The organism is Nitrospiraceae bacterium (assembly GCA_021373015.1).
GTDB lineage: Bacteria > Nitrospirota > Thermodesulfovibrionia > Thermodesulfovibrionales > UBA1546 > JAJFTJ01.
Genome location: JAJFTJ010000020.1, coordinates 12,983 through 31,419 on the forward strand (window position 1 = coordinate 12,983; position 18,437 = coordinate 31,419).

Annotated in this window: 17 protein-coding genes; 10 read left to right on the forward strand and 7 right to left on the reverse strand. The window is 39.6% G+C overall.

Features of this window, described 5'->3' with window-relative positions:
• Window positions 1-189 precede the first annotated feature (189 nt).
• The 3 genes from LLF28_07975 to LLF28_07985 are packed head-to-tail and all read right to left on the reverse strand — an operon-like array spanning window position 190 to window position 1,626.
• Entirely contained in the window at window positions 190-846 is a 657-nt protein-coding gene (locus tag LLF28_07975; protein MCE5195365.1) for a PIN domain-containing protein, read from the reverse strand.
• 2 nt (window positions 847-848) lie between these two features.
• The gene (locus LLF28_07980; GenBank protein ID MCE5195366.1) at window positions 849-1,352 is read right to left on the reverse strand and encodes a hypothetical protein; all 504 of its coding nucleotides are present in this window, start codon (window positions 1,350-1,352) and stop codon (window positions 849-851) included.
• Window positions 1,336-1,626 (reverse strand): hypothetical protein, encoded by a 291-nt coding sequence (locus tag LLF28_07985; GenBank protein MCE5195367.1) that lies wholly within the window; start codon window positions 1,624-1,626, stop codon window positions 1,336-1,338. The genes LLF28_07980 and LLF28_07985 overlap by 17 nt, the downstream gene beginning before the upstream one ends.
• 517 nt (window positions 1,627-2,143) lie before the next feature.
• Here LLF28_07985 and mnmA point away from each other — a divergent pair.
• From mnmA to clpB, 5 genes are all read left to right on the forward strand, one after another.
• On the forward strand, window positions 2,144-3,214 hold the full coding sequence (mnmA, locus tag LLF28_07990; GenBank protein MCE5195368.1) for a tRNA 2-thiouridine(34) synthase MnmA: 1,071 nt from the start codon (window positions 2,144-2,146) through the stop codon (window positions 3,212-3,214).
• An 82-nt stretch (window positions 3,215-3,296) separates the two neighbouring features.
• The gene (locus LLF28_07995; protein ID MCE5195369.1) at window positions 3,297-4,031 is read left to right on the forward strand and encodes a hypothetical protein; all 735 of its coding nucleotides are present in this window, start codon (window positions 3,297-3,299) and stop codon (window positions 4,029-4,031) included.
• Between the two features lie 224 nt (window positions 4,032-4,255).
• Window positions 4,256-5,350 carry a molecular chaperone DnaJ gene (gene dnaJ / locus LLF28_08000; protein MCE5195370.1) on the forward strand — a complete coding sequence of 365 codons (1,095 nt, stop codon included), beginning with the start codon at window positions 4,256-4,258 and terminating at the stop codon, window positions 5,348-5,350.
• Complete coding sequence (locus LLF28_08005) at window positions 5,347-5,718, forward strand: MerR family transcriptional regulator (GenBank protein ID MCE5195371.1); 372 nt, start codon at window positions 5,347-5,349, stop codon at window positions 5,716-5,718. Before dnaJ ends, LLF28_08005 begins: the two co-directional genes overlap by 4 nt.
• Window positions 5,715-8,372 (forward strand): ATP-dependent chaperone ClpB, encoded by a 2,658-nt coding sequence (gene clpB, locus LLF28_08010; protein ID MCE5195372.1) that lies wholly within the window; start codon window positions 5,715-5,717, stop codon window positions 8,370-8,372. The genes LLF28_08005 and clpB overlap by 4 nt, the downstream gene beginning before the upstream one ends.
• A 101-nt stretch (window positions 8,373-8,473) precedes the next feature.
• Here the strand turns inward: clpB and LLF28_08015 are convergent, their stop codons facing one another.
• The 3 genes from LLF28_08015 to LLF28_08025 all read right to left on the reverse strand — a co-directional run bounded on the left by LLF28_08015 (window position 8,474) and on the right by LLF28_08025 (window position 10,444).
• Window positions 8,474-9,187, reverse strand: a complete 714-nt coding sequence (locus tag LLF28_08015; GenBank protein MCE5195373.1) for a hypothetical protein — start codon at window positions 9,185-9,187, stop codon at window positions 8,474-8,476.
• Between the two features lie 96 nt (window positions 9,188-9,283).
• Window positions 9,284-9,634, reverse strand: coding sequence for a hypothetical protein (locus LLF28_08020; GenBank protein ID MCE5195374.1), 351 nt, complete (start codon window positions 9,632-9,634; stop codon window positions 9,284-9,286).
• 27 nt (window positions 9,635-9,661) lie between these two features.
• Window positions 9,662-10,444: a hypothetical protein gene (locus tag LLF28_08025; protein MCE5195375.1), complete on the reverse strand. Its 783-nt coding sequence runs from the start codon at window positions 10,442-10,444 to the stop codon at window positions 9,662-9,664.
• Window positions 10,445-10,531: 87 nt separating this feature from the next.
• Between LLF28_08025 and LLF28_08030 the strand changes: the two genes are divergently transcribed.
• Window positions 10,532-11,722 (forward strand): MFS transporter, encoded by a 1,191-nt coding sequence (locus LLF28_08030; protein ID MCE5195376.1) that lies wholly within the window; start codon window positions 10,532-10,534, stop codon window positions 11,720-11,722.
• On the opposite strand, the gene LLF28_08035 is transcribed toward LLF28_08030, so the two are convergent.
• Window positions 11,703-13,370 (reverse strand): proline--tRNA ligase, encoded by a 1,668-nt coding sequence (locus LLF28_08035; GenBank protein MCE5195377.1) that lies wholly within the window; start codon window positions 13,368-13,370, stop codon window positions 11,703-11,705. The two genes, LLF28_08030 and LLF28_08035, sit on opposite strands and share 20 nt — an antisense overlap.
• A gap of 170 nt (window positions 13,371-13,540) precedes the next feature.
• Here LLF28_08035 and LLF28_08040 point away from each other — a divergent pair, with 170 nt between their 5' ends.
• From LLF28_08040 to LLF28_08055, 4 genes are all read left to right on the forward strand, one after another.
• Entirely contained in the window at window positions 13,541-14,257 is a 717-nt protein-coding gene (locus LLF28_08040) for a tetratricopeptide repeat protein (protein ID MCE5195378.1), read from the forward strand.
• Between the two features lie 7 nt (window positions 14,258-14,264).
• Window positions 14,265-15,248 (forward strand): ABC transporter ATP-binding protein, encoded by a 984-nt coding sequence (locus LLF28_08045; GenBank protein ID MCE5195379.1) that lies wholly within the window; start codon window positions 14,265-14,267, stop codon window positions 15,246-15,248.
• A gap of 4 nt (window positions 15,249-15,252) precedes the next feature.
• Entirely contained in the window at window positions 15,253-16,206 is a 954-nt protein-coding gene (locus tag LLF28_08050; protein ID MCE5195380.1) for an ATP-binding cassette domain-containing protein, read from the forward strand.
• 287 nt (window positions 16,207-16,493) lie between these two features.
• Window positions 16,494-18,434 carry a DUF3365 domain-containing protein gene (locus tag LLF28_08055; GenBank protein MCE5195381.1) on the forward strand — a complete coding sequence of 647 codons (1,941 nt, stop codon included), beginning with the start codon at window positions 16,494-16,496 and terminating at the stop codon, window positions 18,432-18,434.
• The last annotated feature ends 3 nt before the right edge of the window (window positions 18,435-18,437 follow it).

The window sequence follows — 18,437 nt, forward strand, 5'->3', positions numbered from 1 at the left end:
ACCTCCTGTTTGTTTTAAATAGTATAACAAAATTTTCACCTTTCCTCTCTGTTCTAAAAAAATCTCTGACAAGTTTATTTTCAGGATAAAAAAGGACGAGAGATTTTTGGGATGGAAGGGGAAGGAGAGCATGAAGAATTGCATTTAAAGTTTTAAATGTTATGTTTATGTTTGGATTATTCTACCTATTTAAGAATATGTCAATATCGTAAAACCGTCTATATCTTTATATGCCTCATCCAGCGAAATCAGGCAGGGCACATTCAAATAGTCAGCAATAGCAAGATGCATTGCATCATTAGATTCGAGCTTGGGAAAGGCATCCAGCAGGATTGCAGCGTATTCAACAATGCTCATGCTGATATTGGTTAAATGAGGGGAGGGCAACGGATAAAGAACCTTCACGCCTGCTTGTTTCAGGAATTCTTCAGCTTTAGCTATTCTGTGGGAAATCTTATTAAATGCATTTAGGAATTCAGTCGGGTAATTATTGATGAAATATTTATACTTGTTATGGATAGAATTGACGGAACTCGGCAAAGTGATCTTCTTTTGAACAATGAAATTATTAACAACTTGATACATACCATCAGACCCATACCAAAAGAAGTAGAAATGCATCAATTCACTGAACCCATAAACGGAAGTCACAAGCTCGCTATTGTTCTGTTTTATCAGATTGAAGAACTGGAAGCAGTCATTTTCTTTTGCTGTTATTTTTGTCTGGTTTGCTGCGTTATCATGATAAAAGAGCAGCGTTATGAGGAAATTAGCGTCACAGTAAAGGCGAAGAGGTTTTGTGAGTAAGGAAGGATAATCTTTGAATAAAATTACATTAGCCGGCATCCCTATTCATCTTCGTCAACGCTGCCCAGCATTTCATCCAGAGTGGCGTCAGCGATATCGGGCTTCTCCTCGGCACCGGCCCACAGTTTCATTTTCGGCACTTCCTTTACCAAATATTTCTCTTTGAAATATTTTTTCTTCTCTTCAACTCTTGCTTCAACTGCTATAAAGTCACTTATAATCTTTGCAAGGGTAGGGATGTATGGTAGATAGGGTTCAATAGCCTTGAATTTTCTCTCAAGCTCGGCTAACCGCAAGTTTAAATTGCTGTTTCTCTTTTCCAGGAAAGTTACATATGATGCCAGATCATCTTCAAATACTGCCGTACTGTTTGACGCCCGCTGAGGCGCATAATAATAAGAGATGATCTTATTGAGGTCCGGCAGATGATTGGCCCCCATATGTTCTCGCTCTTCATCCCTAAAGGAGTCATTGGTAAATGCCTGAGGGACAAACAAGGTATAAAAGTCCTTGCGACCTTTCCTTATATCAACTAAAGATGCCATTTACATACTCCTCAAATTCATTATAGCGCATCGAGAACTCATTCTCAAAGTTAATGTCGTATGGTATCTCGAAATGAAAGTTCGCAGAAGCTACCGCCTGCATTTTGTCCTGCAAATGCGGTCCGATATCTAATGTGCAATTATACGGGTTTTTCTTGATGAACGCCTTTATCCCAATACCCGATAGACCATCGCCGAACTTCGTCTTATATTTCTCAGTAAGAAACTCGTCTGTCGAGAACTTTCCAAACTCTGAATCGCATGTCAAGTCCATTGAAAAATTAAAACCTACCGCAACTAATTCAGGCCCCTTTACTTCCGAAATAAATTTCTTTGCCATTTTTGGTGCTGGACTATCAAGGACACTTCCGGCGTTATGGTTGATAACAATTCGACGATTATCGACGTCCACAATAAAATTACAGGTTCCAAAATCCATTAAGCCGAACGGTGGAATTTGTATTAAGTTCTGAGGATTAGGCAAGATATCTGCAAAAAGAGACTGGGACAGAAAACTCGTATGCAGCTTGTTTGCAACTATCGTGATATTGGCATTTTTTAGTGCTTTGCTTGTAATTTTCATAAGTGTTGATAAGTTAACAATTATACACCAACCGCCATATAAAAAGACAAGGCTAAAATTTGGCAATACTTCCTTTTTTATGCTCTCATCTTTTCACTAAATTCATCCTACACATTCTCCCTCAATCTTAATCCTTTAAATCCAAGAAATTCAATAGCACTGGGGCAAGAGATGCATCAGGAACTGGAAATTTAGGTTACAATACAACATGCCAAAGGTAATTGTCGGAATGAGCGGAGGGGTTGACTCCTCCATTGCAGCATACCTCCTTAAAAAACACGGGCTTGAGGTTGAAGGGTTGAGCTTCCAACTATGGGATCCGCAAGTAAGAGCTGACTTGAAATCATGCTGTTCATTGCAGTCTATAGAAGATGCAGCAAAAACAGCATCAGCAATCGGGGTACCTCATAGGTCGCTCGATGCAAGGTCTGATTTTATAGAAAAAGTCATAAAACCCTTTGCTGAGGGTTACACAAAAGGAATAACACCAAATCCATGCATACTATGCAATATGCATATAAAGTTTCCTATTCTGCTTAAAGAGGCTGAGGAGAGAGGAGCAGAATTCATAGCAACAGGCCACTATTCATGGATCGAGAGAGATGATGACGGAGAAGTTTTTTTAAAAAAAGGCACAGACACAAGAAAAGACCAATCATATTTCCTCTATGGACTAAAAAAACCAGAAATGCAAAGACTCATTCTGCCCCTTGGCAATTTCAAAAAAGAAGATACAAGGAAACTCGCAACAGACCTTAAACTGCCGGCAGCACAGAAAGCAGAGAGTCAGGAAATCTGTTTTATAGAAGAACGAAATTATTTTGAATTTATAAATAAAATTCATCCTCTTGCTAACAAACCCGGAGATATAATTCACATAAAAGGCAAAAAGGTCATGGGAAAACATAACGGCATATGTCATTACACAATAGGCCAGAGAAAAGGATTGGGAGTTTCTTCATTAGAACCATTATATGTAACAAAGATCGACGGCTTGAAAAACATCGTTTATGTCGGACCTCAGGAGGCAGCAGAGATCAGGGAATTCGAGGTTGATGATCTAAACTGGCTTATGCAAAAACCTTCAGGAATCTTTCATGCAACAGTTAAGATCCGATCTATGATGAAAGATGAACCGGCAACAATATCTCCTGTGAAAAAACAGGAAAAACTAAGAGTTAAATTTGATAGACTTCAGTGGGCGCCTGCACCTGGACAATCAGCAGTTTTCTACCATGAAGATAAAATAATCGGCGGCGGAATAATTCAGCCCTTCTAAAATTATCTATTATATTCTTTGAATCTGGAAATCAGATTATTTGGTGATATAATATTAATACTATTTGCTGGAGGTGTGAGTAATGAGAAAGAAAACGATTCAATACATTTCAATTCTTACAATAATCACTTTTTTGTCTGCTTGCAGCACAGCCTATAAGGCACAGCCTTTGTCATTCAAGGCTCCGAGCTCATATCCTAACGCACAAAAAATAGACGGCATAACTATTGCCGCAAAGGCATATGCAAACAAGGATGAGGCACAGGAGGCCTTTGGTTTTGATGTGCGCGGCGCAGGTATGCTTCCTGTACAGGTAATTTTCGACAATCAGAGTATACATCCTCTTGAGATTAATGCTTCGCAGACATTTCTTGAAGATATGGAAGGTAATCTCTGGCCAATCCTGAGTGCAAATATTGCCTACGAACGAGCAACAAAATATATCCAGACAAAGCAGGTCTTTAAAGAAGGCGCATACGGCGGATTTTTAGGCGCTGTTGCAGGAGCAATAGTTGGTGCAGCAATAGGAATAGTAGCAGGCACTAACATTGCTGAAATAGCGGGAAAAGGCGCAGCAGTCGGAGCAGCAGGAGGCGCAGTAATAGGCGGTGCACAAGGACTAGAGGACAGAAGTGCTAGACAGGCTGTTATCGATGACCTGAAACAAAAGTCTCTCCAGGCAAAACCTGTTGAACCAAAAGGTCTGGCCTTTGGATTTATATTCTTCCCAGGAGAAGCAAAATTAGCAAAGCAGCTCAGACTCCAGATCGTTGAAAAAGACACTAACATAACACACCCGCTTCTGCTGGCATTTTAGGAAAACTTTTTTACAATTGAACTTCGGATGCCCTTTTTAAAAGGGCATCCGAAGTATTCTTGATATTTACACTCTCTGAATTTAGCATGTTTGAATATCGCTTATTAAAATTAAAAAACTGTTTATTTCTAAGAAGTTAGTTATACTAAATGATGCGTTACGGCTAATAATACTTGACACTAATCGACTAAATTGCTATGCTATGAAGCATAGGAGATATAAAGATGGCCCCAGCAATAAAAGACTATTATGAGACACTTGGAGTAAACAAAAGCGCATCACAAGACGAGATAAAAAAAGCGTTCAGAAAACTTGCGCGCAAATACCATCCAGACTTAAACGCAGGCAACAAATCCTCTGAACAGAAGTTCAAAGAGCTTAACGAGGCTTACAGCGTTATTGGCGATGAAAAGAAAAGAGCTGAATATGACCAGTCCGGCAAATCTCCTTTTGAAGCCGGAGGTTCATGGTCTGAAGGTGCAAGACCTGATTACAGTGATATATTTGAACACGGAGGGTTTGGAGATATATTCTCTGATTTCACAGGCAGCGGAAGACAGCATGAAGTGTACCAGCGAAGAGGCGTTGATATGCTTGTGGGAATCGAACTCTCTCTTCAAGAGGCATTCACAGGCGTTACTCGTCCGATAACAGTAACAAGAGAAGTGCTATGCAAATCCTGCAATGGAACAGGAGCAGAGTCTTCAGAGGCATGCGATAAATGCAGAGGCACAGGAAGACTCCAGGCTTCAAAGGGATTTTTCAAGATGTCACAGGCATGTACTTCCTGCAGAGGAACAGGGAGGAAGTTAACTCGCACATGCAAAAGCTGCAACAGCCGAGGAGTAACTCTTCAGACAGAGACAATCAAGGCAAAAATACCTGCTGGTGTTGACACTGGTTCGGTTGTAAAACTCAAAGGCATGGGAGGAGTCGGAGAAGGCGGAGGAGCTTCGGGAGATATTCGAATAGAGATAACTGTTAAACATGATCCGTTATTCACAAGAAAAGAAAATGATTTGTACATTGATATTCCTGTCACATTCGGGGAAGCAGCATTAGGTGCAAAGATAGAGGTGCCGACAATTGACGGGATTGCTGTAATGACTATTCCTCAAGGCACACAGGGAGGCCAGAAATTCAAGCTCTCTGGCAAAGGATTCCCCTCTCCTAAAACAGGCTCAAAGGGCAGTCAATATGTAGTCGTTAAGATCGCTGTTCCAAAAGACATCAGCGATAAGGCAAAAGATTCGATAAAAGAGCTAGAGTCTTTGTATAGGGATAATCCAAGAAAAGCTATTTTTCGGAGAAAGCAATGACCAAGAAAAATAAAAACAGACCTCTGTATATGATAAGCGTTGTCTCGAAAATGCTTGGAGTACATCCTCAGACTCTCAGAACTTATGAAAGAGAAGGCTTTATATCGCCTCAACGAACAAAGCGGTTAAGACTTTATTCAGAAGACGATGTTGAAAAACTTAATTTTATAATCAGCCTTACTCGCGAGATGGGAGTAAACAAAGCTGGAGTGGACATAATTCTCAGGATGAGAAACAGGCTGGATGCAATGCATAAAGAAGCCGAAGAGATGATGCAGTTAATGGATGAAGGCTTAAAGCAGGATTTTGAGAAAAGAATGAGGAAAATATTTTTTGCGGATGTGTCTGATGAAGAGGAGGAAAAATGAGATTTGATAAATTCACTATAAAGAGTCAGGAAGCTGTTCAGAATGCACAGAGATTTGCAGAACAGAAAGGCAATCAGGAAATTCAGCCTGAGCATCTGCTCTCTGTATTGCTTGATGATCCGTCTGGAATAGCAGCGCAGATACTCAAGCGCATATCAGTTGACATTAGCGGTCTGCAGAAAGAACTAGGACAGGAGATTGATAAGCTTCCAAAAGTTCTTGGCGCAACTCCATCAGGACAGATATATATATCCCAGCGTTTTAAGAACGCAACAGAGAATGCCTTCAAGCAGGCAGAAACCATGACTGATGAATATGTGAGCATCGAACATCTTCTTCTTGCACTAATAACAATCGGTGGAAAATGTTCAGAACTTCTCAAAAAATACGGTGTAAATTCTGACAATGCAATGTCTGCAATGCGCGAGATACGAGGAGCACAGCGGGTGACTGACCAGAACCCTGAAGATAAGTATCAGGCAATAGCAAAATACAGCCGGGATCTAACAGAACTTGCAAGAAAAGGGAAACTCGATCCTGTTATAGGCAGGGATGAAGAGATACGAAGAATAATTCAGGTGCTTTCAAGAAGGACAAAAAATAATCCTGTTCTGATCGGCGAACCCGGGGTCGGCAAGACTGCAATGGCCGAGGGACTTGCACAGCGGATAGTTGCAGGAGATGTTCCAGAGACATTAAAAAACAAACGTGTTATTGCACTCGATATCGGCTCATTGATCGCAGGAGCAAAATTCAGAGGTGAGTTTGAAGACAGGCTCAAAGCGGTTTTAAAAGAGATTGAACAGGCAGAAGGAAAGATAATACTTTTCATAGATGAGCTTCATACTGTTGTAGGAGCAGGAGCTGCTGAAGGCTCAATTGATGCATCTAATATGCTGAAGCCTGCGCTTGCAAGAGGAGAACTCAGATGCGTTGGCGCAACAACGCTTGATGAATACAGAAAATACATAGAGAAAGACCCTGCCCTTGAAAGAAGATTCCAACCTATTTATATAAAAGAGCCGAGTGTTGAAGACACAATATCGATCCTTAGAGGACTGAAGGAAAAATATGAGATCCATCATGGCGTAAAGATAAAAGATTCAGCATTGATATCCGCTGCAATCTTATCAAACAGATATATCACAGACAGGTTTCTTCCTGATAAGGCGATAGATCTCATTGATGAATCTGCGTCAAAACTCAGGATGGAAATTGACAGCATGCCGGTTGAACTGGATGAGATAGAGCGCAAACTCCGTCAGCTCGAAATAGAAAAACAGGCTGTGATGAAAGAAGATTCAGATGATGCAAAAGCCAAACTAAAAAAGATTAAAAAAGAATCTGCTGAGCTTCAGTCTAAAAGAGATGAACTGAGAGCGCAATGGCTGAGTGAAAAAGAGATAATTGCAAAAATAAGAGATATTAAGGAACAGCTCGACAATACTAAAAACGAATCTGAACGCGCAGAGCGTGATGGAGACCTTGGCAAGGCATCAGAATTGAGATACGGGAAACTTCTTGAACTTCAGCGATCTCTAGACAAAGAGAACAAAAGACTTCTCAATGCCCAGTCAACAAGAAAAATGCTCAAAGAAGAAGTTGACGAAGAAGACATTGCAGAAGTCGTTGCTAAATGGACAGGGGTGCCAGTGTCGAGAATGCTCGAAGGGGAAGTACAGAAACTTCTAAAGATGGAGGAAAGGTTAAAGCTCAGGGTTGTTGGTCAGGATGAAGCAATAGAAGCAGTTTCGAATGCTGTAAGGCGTTCTCGTGCTGGCATTCAGGACCCGAACAGACCTATTGGTTCATTTATATTCTTAGGACCTACCGGAGTCGGAAAGACAGAACTTGCAAGGGCATTGGCTGAATTTCTGTTTGACGACGAGACCGCGATGGTAAGGATCGACATGTCAGAATATCAGGAGAGGCACACTGTTTCGAGACTCATCGGCGCGCCTCCGGGATATGTAGGTTATGAAGAAGGCGGACAGCTTACAGAGGCTGTAAGAAGAAGACCTTACGCAGTTATTTTATTTGATGAGGTTGAAAAAGCTCATCCTGAAGTCTTCAATCTTTTACTACAGGTTCTTGACGATGGAAGGCTGACAGACGGGCACGGAAGAACTGTTGATTTCAGAAATGCAGTTCTTATCATGACCTCAAACATAGGAAGCGTTCACATTCAGGAATTGTTGAATGAAAGAGCGAAAAAAACTGCGGCGCACTGGGATGCAAGCGAAGAAAAAAATACAAACGAACTCAAAGACAAAGTTATGTCAGACCTCAAGGCATTCTTCAGGCCTGAGTTCATAAACAGAGTCGATGAGATTATCATATTCAACCCATTGTCAAAAGATATGCTGAAGCAGATCGTCTCTATACAGATCGAACGCATGAAAAAATATATCATGGAGAAAAATATCGACATTAATCTTACTGATGCTGCAAAAGAACACTTTGCAGAAACAGGATTCGATGCAGTGTACGGCGCAAGACCGCTAAAGAGAATTTTACAAAAAGAAATACTGAACCCGCTGGCCCTTCAGATACTTGACAAGACATTTAAGGAAGGTGATTCAGTACAGGTGGATTTCTCCAAAGGCAAGATTGTATTTGAAAAAAACACTGCCAAAAAACCAGCAAAAGCATAAATAGCAAGAAGAAATGATTTCTTGCAAAAATATTTAGCAATAAAGCAAAGGGGCATGGTGGTTTTTATCGCGTCCCTATTTAGCAATATTATGATTGTCTCCTATAACCCCTTCTCAAGTATTTCTGCTGTCAGCTCTTCAGAAAATTTGTTTGTAAGTTTGTCCATTGCATTCATGAATGTTCTATGAAAACTTAAAACACCACCAAGTTTTTGAGACAGCATTGATTTTTCAAACTCATATTCTTTAATAATTTTTTCATTAAGCATATGCGTACTTTTTCCCTTTGCGTACAAGTTAAGGTGATTAAGTGGCGACTCCCAAACTATAAATTTGACAATCTTTATTTTGAGAATATCAGGAGCAGATGATTTTTTCATACACAAATCATCAAAACAAATTTGCGAGGCTGTAAAGCTTTTGCTTGCTGCCGATTCAAACATGCCCGAAAAGATATTTCCGAAAGGAATTAGTATTCTAGTATTGACTAGATTTAAACCTGATTCAGCAACTACTGGCAAAAGTACCGGGGGGATAGCAAAAAACTGAGGTTTGTAGTTCTGAGTGAATCCTATTTGTCGTGATTCTTCGATATCCCAAAATGGACCAGAAACATTATCCCAAACAGTTTCCTTAAATGACTTTCCCTCTACAGACTCCTCAAATTTAATAGTAATTTTCTGCACTTGAGTTACAGCCACTTTCTGATTGAAAGACGATATATCAAGATCTTTTCTTCTGGGTAACGAACAAGATGTAAGTAACATTATTGCAACAACTACAGACACACACAAGAGTAAGGATTTCATTTTCATGATTCGTCCTCTCTTACTATAATCACAACAATATAGTATAGCTTAACCTTTCTTTTAAAAAAAGGGGTTGATACAATTGCAGCTTTGAAAATATGCTCATTTTTTATTTTCTGATCTGTCTGAGTTTAACGACAGGTGTCTGGCCGCATAGAAAAATATGAGTGATATGAAGATTGCAATGAATGCGATTGTGAATGCGAGTGATTCTCCGCGCCACAAATCCGCAAACCAGCGCATTAATGAATCCGTTATCAAATTCAACTTTCCTCCATAGAGTTCTAAAGCATGCCTATATTTTTTGGAATTCGCAAATTCATCAATCAAAACATTGCCGGAATCATTCTCAGCAGCAAGATAAATAAGGGCAGCGCTTATCAGACCAACAAGCAAAATAACCACTGCGGTCAGATAAAGAATCATTCTTTTATTTTTGATTTTATTTTTCATATTAAAAGCTCATGTCATGACATTATATCATTTAATCTCAATCTCTCCTCTTTCAAGCAGTTCTCTGTAAATATGCGGTTTTGTGCTCGACGGCACTTCAGGAGCATAATAAAGCTCCTTCAGATCAGTCTTCTTTAATTTTTTTAGAAAATCCACAGCATATACAAGCGGGGTGTTTGGATTACGGATAAGCGCCCATTTTATCTCGTAGCTGCATGTCCATCTTTTGTGTCCTGCTATCAGGCGTATAACCTGAGGCGATATTCTCTCCATGTTTATAATCTTATAAAGCACTGCCTCTGTCATATACGGGCTGTCAAGACATATCGATGCAACATCTTTCAACCCCTCCTGAATAAGTTTCATAAGAACATTGCTGCTTGCCATTTTAGCAAGACTCTTTTTAATTCCGAGAGACATTGCAGGGATTCTCTCGTTTATTAATGCCTCGGTTTTTATTCTTAGGTTGATCGGCACAGTCTTATTTCTTGCAATCTCGGCTAGATCGAATATTCTCAACGATTTTATTAATGAAAGAGCGATTCTCTGCGGGGTTTTCGGGTTCTTACACAGGGCAAGAATTATTTTTGGATTTTCTTTCCATCTCAAGTCGTTCGCCAGCCTCTCAAGAATCTCAGAAGTTATATTTTTTCTGTTTGCAATAATCAGGACAATATCATCAGTGAGATTTTTATTCTGCAAAATGTTTGCTATTACTTTAGGCGAAGGATGGCATGCGAGTTTTTTTATTTCTTCTTCACCTGTTGTCAAGGCGCGCTTCATATCCCTTTGCATATCTTTTTCACGCATAATTTATTTTAACCAAATCAGTATGTGCTTTTTAAGATGAATATTGCTAAAATTTTAACAGCACAATAACAAGCGGATTAAAAAATAATGGCTGATAAAAAAATTGCCGGTTTAGAAAGAAATGTTTTTTTCGCAGGGCTTGTAAGTTTCTTTATGGACTTTAGTTCTGAAATGATTTATCCCCTTGTTCCGATATTTTTGAGCTCTGTGCTTGGGGTTAATAAATCTGTAATCGGCTTAATCGAAGGGATTGCTGAGAGCACTGCAAGTTTATTAAAGGTTTTTTCCGGCTGGTTTTCAGACAAGATTGGAAAAAGAAAGATTCTGCTTATTGCAGGCTATGGCATCTCAACTCTCAGCAGACCGATTGTTGCGCTTTCAACTCTGTGGAGCCATGTGCTGGCATTTCGTATTGTCGACAGATTCGGCAAAGGCATAAGAGGCGCTCCAAGAGATGCAATAATCGCAGAGTCCACTCTGCAAAAAAACCTCGGCAGATCATTTGGGTTCCATAGGGCAATGGATACCCTTGGCGCAGTCGCAGGCCCTGCAATAGCCTTTATCATACTTTTGCTTTTTTCAGGCAATTACCGCCTTGTTTTTTGGCTTTCGATGATACCGGGAATAATTGCAGTTTTGATAATCATCTTGTTTATCAAAGAGAAAAAAGCTGCACACACTGCCAGCAAAATCCCGAAATTCTCATTAAAAGATTTTGACTGGAGATATAGGGCATTTATTCTAGTAACAACCCTGTTTGCAATTGGCAACTCAAGCGATGTTTTTCTGATACTCAGGGCTTCAAACATCGGCGTAAAAGAAACGCATATCCCGATTCTTTATCTGACATTTAATCTTGTGTATGCATTGACCTCTCTTCCTGCAGGCATTTTATCAGACCGCATTGGCAGAAAAAGAGTCATGCTTGCGGGATTCATTCTTTTTGGATGTGTTTATTGGGGGTTCGCTGCAGCTTCAGAACAAAAACACATATGGGGATTATTTATTCTATATGGTGTTTTCATGGGTATGACAGAAGGAGTGCAAAGGGCGTATCTCGGAACTATTATCCCGGAGAAATTTATTGCAACAGGCTATGGGATATATAACACATTTGTGGGACTCGCAGTCTTTCCTGCAAGTGTTGTCGCCGGCTATCTGTGGGATAAATACGGTCCTCAGGCAACTTTTTACTATGGCTCAATTACTGCATTTTCATCAGCATTGCTTTTTCTGATAATATTTGGAAAAGACAAGTTCAGGCAGAAAAGAATTTAGCAACTTCTTCTGCTTTTATCTTCTTTGTCTCTTTTGTCTTTCTGTCTTTTATCTCAACCAGTCCTTCCTTGAGATTCTTCTCGCCGATGATGATATGAATAGGGATACCTATTAAATCAGCATCCTTGAACTTCACTCCCGGTCTTTCATCCCTGTCATCCATCAATACTTCGACTCCGCTTTTCATTAAATCTTTATAAAACTTCTCAGCAATTTCCATAGTCTTTTCGTCTTTTACATTCAATGGCAGTATCTGAACATCAAATGGAGCAATGCTCTTCGGCCAGATGATCCCGTCTTTGTCATTGTTCTGTTCTATTGCAGCAGCAGCAATTCGAGCAGGACCTATTCCATAGCTTCCCATAATAATAGGTTTTTCCTGGCCGCTCTCATCAAGATACACTGCCTTTAAAGGCACAGAGTATTTTGTGCCGAGCTTGAATATATTTCCTATCTCAATGCATTTTTCAATCCTGAGTTTTTTATTGCACTTTACACATGTATCGCCGTCTTTTGCCAGATGTATATCATGCCATTCTGCTTTAAAATCTTTTTCAGGTCTGATTCCTTTTGCATGATAGTGCTGTTTGTTTGCTCCGGTTATATAACATCCTTCCTTTAGCAATGAATCAGCGACTATTCGAACTTTTTGATTCAAAGGGCCGATAAATCCTGCCTCAACACCAAGGATTTCTTTTACCTCTGTTTTTTGCGCTGGTCTGTGTTGTCCTATAATCTTCATGAGTTTTTTCTCGTGTAATTCCTGATCACCTCTCACCAGTGCAAGCACCGGGCCATTGTCGCTTATTACAAGTATGCTTTTAATAAAATATTCAGGGCCTGTTTTTAAAAAGTTCGAAACTTCTATGATAGTGCGTTTCTCAGGCGTATATATCTCCTCGAATTTCCAGTCTTCGAATTTGATTTTGGGAGATATTGATACTGCGAGCTCGACATTTACAGAATATCCGCAATCACACAAGGCAACCTCATCCTCGCCGGCAGGGCTTGGCGCCATAAACTCATGCGCCCCTGCGCCGCCCATCATTCCGGGATCTGATTCAACCTGATAAAATTTAAGTCCGCAGCGTTTGAATATTTTGTGATATGCATCTGCATGAAGCTGATAACTTTTTTCGAGCCCTTTTTCATCAGCATCAAAGCTGTAGCTGTCTTTCATTAGGAATTCTCTTGTTCTCAGTATCCCGCTCTTTGGCCTTGCCTCGTCTCTTAGTTTGGTCTGTATCTGATACCACATCTGAGGCAGATCTCTGTATGAACGTATCTCTCCTGATGCAAGCCATGTCATGATCTCTTCATGTGTCATTCCAAGACACATCTCTCGTCCTGTTCTGTCCTTGAGTCTGAACATCTCATCCCCGATATCAGACCATCTTCCTGTCTGCTGCCATATCTCAGCAGGATGAAGAATAGGCATTGAAATTTCCTGTGCGCCTATTGCGTTCATTTCTTCTTTAAGAATTTTGTTTATTTTTTGCATAACCTTCCATCCAAGCGGTAAATATATATAAAGTCCTGCAGCAAGCTGACGGACATAGCCCGCTCTGAGCATAAGAATATGGCTGATTGATTCAGCATCAGCAGGAACTTCTCTAAGTGTTGGTATCAACATCGTGGAAAAATGCATTAATCCCTCCTAAAATAGGTCATCAACAAAAAACCAACAGCTGACGCCCAATTAATTATGTAATTATGAGTTAGAGTAATTCATAAGAATTCTTTAGTCAAGCGCTCTGTAATCCCAAATAAATACAGATTATTGACAAAGATTCCCTGAACAAATATACTTAATTTACTATGAGTCTTAATCCTACAGATATTCAGGAACTCCATCAACACGGCATTGAATTATTTGAGAGCGGCAACTACGCCGAGGCAGAAGGCATTTTAAGGGAAGTAATAAAGCTAAATTCCCAATATGCAGATGTTTGGAACAAACTAGGGATAATCCTGCACTTGAAAGGCAGCGTCAAAGAAGCTGCAGACTGTTTTAAAAAATCTCTTGTTATAAACCCTAAATACACCGAGGCTTCTCTTAATCTGGCAATAGCATACAATGATCTGGGTGAGTTCATAAAAGCACAGGAGGTTTTTTCAAAAGCAGCTCATATTGCGCATCCAACAGCAACTTCACTGGATCCTTTTGTAGCTGGGAAGCTTGCCAATGAGCATTTTAAGTTGGGCAATATTTACTATGATTTCAGTCTTATTGACGAGGCAATTGAAGAATACAACAAGGCGCTTAAATTGCATCCAAAACTTGCTGATGTACATACAAAACTGGGAGTTGCATACAGGGGAAAAGGTCTTAAAGAAGAAGCCACAAAACACTTCACAACAGCAAAAGAAATTAATCCTAATTATGGACAGGCATGGGTACAGCTTGGACTGACATATCACATGAATGGGCTTACTGATCGTGCAATCCAGGAATGGGAAAATGCGCTTAAGCGGATGCCTAACCTCAAAGAAGCACAGTCATATCTGCACATCCTTAAGAAAAAGGGAATCTAGAAATTAGATGACTCAAAAAGCAGCGACCCTGCTTGAAATAAAATCTCTCAATGTCTTATTCAGAACAACAAAATCTCCGGTGAATGTCATAACCAATACTTCTTTTGAGATTAAAGAGTCTGAGGTCTTCGGTCTGGTTGGCGAAAGCGGATGCGGAAAGAGTCTTACAGCGCTATCAATAATGGGTATTCTTCCTTCCAATGCATATACCGAAGGAACTATTGATTTCAGAGGACAAAATCTTTTCAGCCTTGATGCAGAATCAATGAGACAACTTCGAGGGAAAGAGATTGCAATGATATTTCAGGAACCAATGACATCGCTCAATCCTGTGCTCACGATCGGGTATCAGATTTCTGAGGTAATGACCACACATCTTGGACTTTCCAAAAAAGATTCTCTTGACAGGTCGTTGAATTTATTGAAATACGTAAAAATACCTTCTCCCGAAATAAGGCTCAAGGAGTATCCTCATCAGTTGTCAGGAGGGATGAGACAGAGAGTAATGATCGCAATGGCTATTGCATGCAATCCTGCTTTGCTCATAGCTGATGAGCCGACAACAGCGCTCGACGTCACAATACAGGCTCAGATACTTGCTCTACTAAATAGATTAAAAGATGAAAAAAAGATGTCAATACTCCTTATCACCCATGACCTTGGGATCATTGCAGAAAACGCAGAACGCGTTGCAATAATGTACGCAGGAAGAATTGTTGAGCTTGCAGACGTAAGAACACTATTCAGCAGGCCGCGGCATCCATATACACTAGGACTGCTTGATTCACTTCCAAAAGAAAAGGGGAAACCGCTTAACCCGATACCAGGGTCTGTTCCTCACTATGACAATATGCCTCCAGGCTGTAAATTTGCTGATAGATGCAGATTTGTTATACCTGAATGCAAGGTTAAAGAACCTGAGCTTAAATTATTTGAAAATTCAAATGAATCACACCTGGTAAGATGCATAAGAGCATCTGAGATCAATTGAGACCATGGAACTTTTAAAAGTTGAAGGACTAAAAAAATATTTTGAAGTTAAGAAAAAAATTGCTGGAAGCCATCTAATTTTAAAGGCAGTTGACGGCATTGATTTCTCCATACAGCCTGACAGGGTATTTGCACTGGTCGGCGAGAGCGGATGTGGAAAATCAACAGTCGCAAGGCTTGTGCTAAAACTTACTCCTCCGAGTGATGGGAAAATATTTTTTAATGAAAAAGACATCTCAGGACTGAATGGGAATTCTCTTAAGGCATTCAGAAGATCAGTGCAGATTGTATTTCAGGATCCGTTTGCTTCTCTCAATCCAAGAAGAACAGTTTTTGATACCTTATCAGAACCATTAAAAATACATCACCTGGTTCAAAAAAATGAGCTTAAAAATGCATCTGCAGATTTACTAAGGAATGTCGGGCTTAATCCTGATGTTCTCAGCCGTTACCCGCATGAGTTCAGCGGCGGGCAGAGACAGAGAATCTGCATTGCCAGAGCGCTTGCTGTAAATCCAAAGCTTATTGTTGCTGATGAACCATTGTCAGCACTTGATGTGTCCATTCAGGCACAGATGATCAATCTCCTGCAGGAATTAAGGGCCAAAACAAAAATCGCATTTCTATTCATCAGCCATGACCTTAAGATTGTTAATTATTTCAGTGATGATGTTGCAGTTATGTACCTCGGGAAGATTGTCGAACATGCAAAAACAGAAGATTTATTCAAAAAACCTTTGCACCCTTATACTGAGATTTTGCTTTCATCAGCGCCTGGCATTAACCCTGTCTTTGACAAAAAGACCCTGGTTGACGGAGAGGTGCCAAGTCCTATTAATATTCCTCCTGGTTGTCCATTTCATCCAAGATGTCCAAAAAAATTTGAACCATGTGACAATATTGTCCCTGAACTGCGCAATATTAACAGCAGATTAGTATCATGTCATCTTTGGAAATAGTGTATTAAATTTATCTTATGGCCTTATTCAAAGCTTTCTAAAAAATGTGCTGTTTTAGCTTAAAAAAACTTTACAACCACTTGACAATAAAGCATTTACTGGGTTAATCTTTAACCATAGGGAGGGAATCTGAACAATATAGATTTCGCCAATTTATGTTTTGCCAGCCATGTTTTAACCAAGACTGCACTTGTTTGTCTAAAATATCAAACTCAACCATTAAAAAATATAATTAACGAATCATTTAAATTTATAAAAAATAAAGAAGCATTTATACTGGAGGCGCAATGAAAAAACAGACTGTTCAGACAACCAAAACTACTCAAAGAAAAAATCTTCTGAAAAAATTCATGATAGTTTATGTCATATCATCCATATTCGTTTTGGCTATCTTTGGATACACTGGGTATACTCTTTATAAAATACAACTTCGAAATTCAGCTATAGCAGTTGCTGACGAAGTTGTTGCATTCAGAGCCTGGGTTGCAAACACCGGGGTTGTCTGGGTTAATAATCTGCACCCTGATTTTCAGGATTTTCTTGCAAAAGTTGAATTCACTTCAAAAAAAGACAAAAACACAAATGTCACTCAGGCATATTATTCAAAAAACCCTGCGCTTGCAACAAGGGAACTTGCAAAAATCTATTCAAAAATCACAAAAGGCACAACATTCAGGGTTACCAGTGATGAGTACAGAAACCCTCTTAATAAGCCTGATGGTTTTGAACTCGGTTCAATAGTTGAATTCAAAAAGAATAAAAAACTAGCTTATACAGAAGCTTTTGAAACTAAGGTATATCGTTATTCTCAGCCGCTTTTTGTAGCTAAATCATGTTTAAAATGCCATGGTAAGGTAGAAGACGCTCCAAAAGAGGTTATTGAAAAATACGGCGATCAAAAGGCATTTGGTTACAAGGAAGGCGACATCAGAGGAGTAATAGCAATCAGCGTTCCTCTGCTTGACATTCCGGCAATTATTAAATCATATCCTATTGTTATTGGCGGAGGCTTGGGTCTTATATTCATATTGGCTTTAAATGTTTTCTGGGTAAGAAGAATTATTGTAAGTCCTCTTAATAAGATCGAAAAAGTTATGGGTCATATTAAAGAAGGTAATTATCAGGAAAGAATTAATATACAGACAAATGACGAATTTACAGACATTGCCGAAGCATTCAATGATTCGATGGACAGGATAGTCCAGTTCATTCAAACTGACGAAGAAAGAAAGCGTATGCAGGAAAATATCGTTCACTTCCTAACGCTTCTTAGTACAGCTTCTGAAGGAGATCTAACACAGAAAGCTGAGGTTTCTCCTGACATATTCGGTTCAATAGGAGACGCATTTAATCTTATGATCGAGGGTCTTTCTGACCTTATCGTCAGGGTTAAAAATTCTGTTGAAGATATGAACAAGGAAAGACTTAGAATTCTCAGCATTCTAAAACAGATGGAGCAGGATGCTGAAAAGCAGATGGTTGAAGTTAAAAAGGCTGCAGGCGCTGTTGATGAAGCGTCTTTATCGTCAGCTGCTATTATAGATAAAACCAAAACTGCACAGAAAATATCTCAGGAAGCTATTGGATCAATTAACAGAGGCAACAAGACTGTGCTTGAGTCTATTGACGGTATACAGCTTATCAGAGTTACTATTCAGGCTATTAACAAACGTATGAAATACCTTTCGGAAAAGCTTATGGAGATTGGCACAATATCACAGCTCATTACTGAGATATCAAACAGAACGGACTTGCTTGCAATTAATGCTTCTATTGAAGCGTCACGCGCAGGTGAACAGGGCAAGGGGTTCGTTGTTATCGCTGAGGAAATCAGAAACCTCGCGGAAAGATCCTCAAAAGCTACAAAACAGATTGGTGACATAATCAACTCAATTCAGGTTGAATCTAATGAGGTTACAAAGCATCTTGAGCAAGAAACAAGCTATGTTGAATCAGAAACAAAGATGGCAACTGATACAGCAAACGTCTTCAAAGAGGTTGAAGATACAATAAAGAATATCGGAGGAATCATCTCCGAAATTGACACCTCTGCTGAAGGTCAGAGAATACTTACCGCTAGAGTTGTTACATCTATGGAAGAGGTTAACAGAGTTTCGCTTAGAGTTCTAAAGCTGGTGCGTGATTTCTCAGATATCGCAAGTTCGCTCTCAGATACATCTGTTAAACTCATGTCTTTCACCACAAAATTTAAACTTCCTGGTGCATAGAGT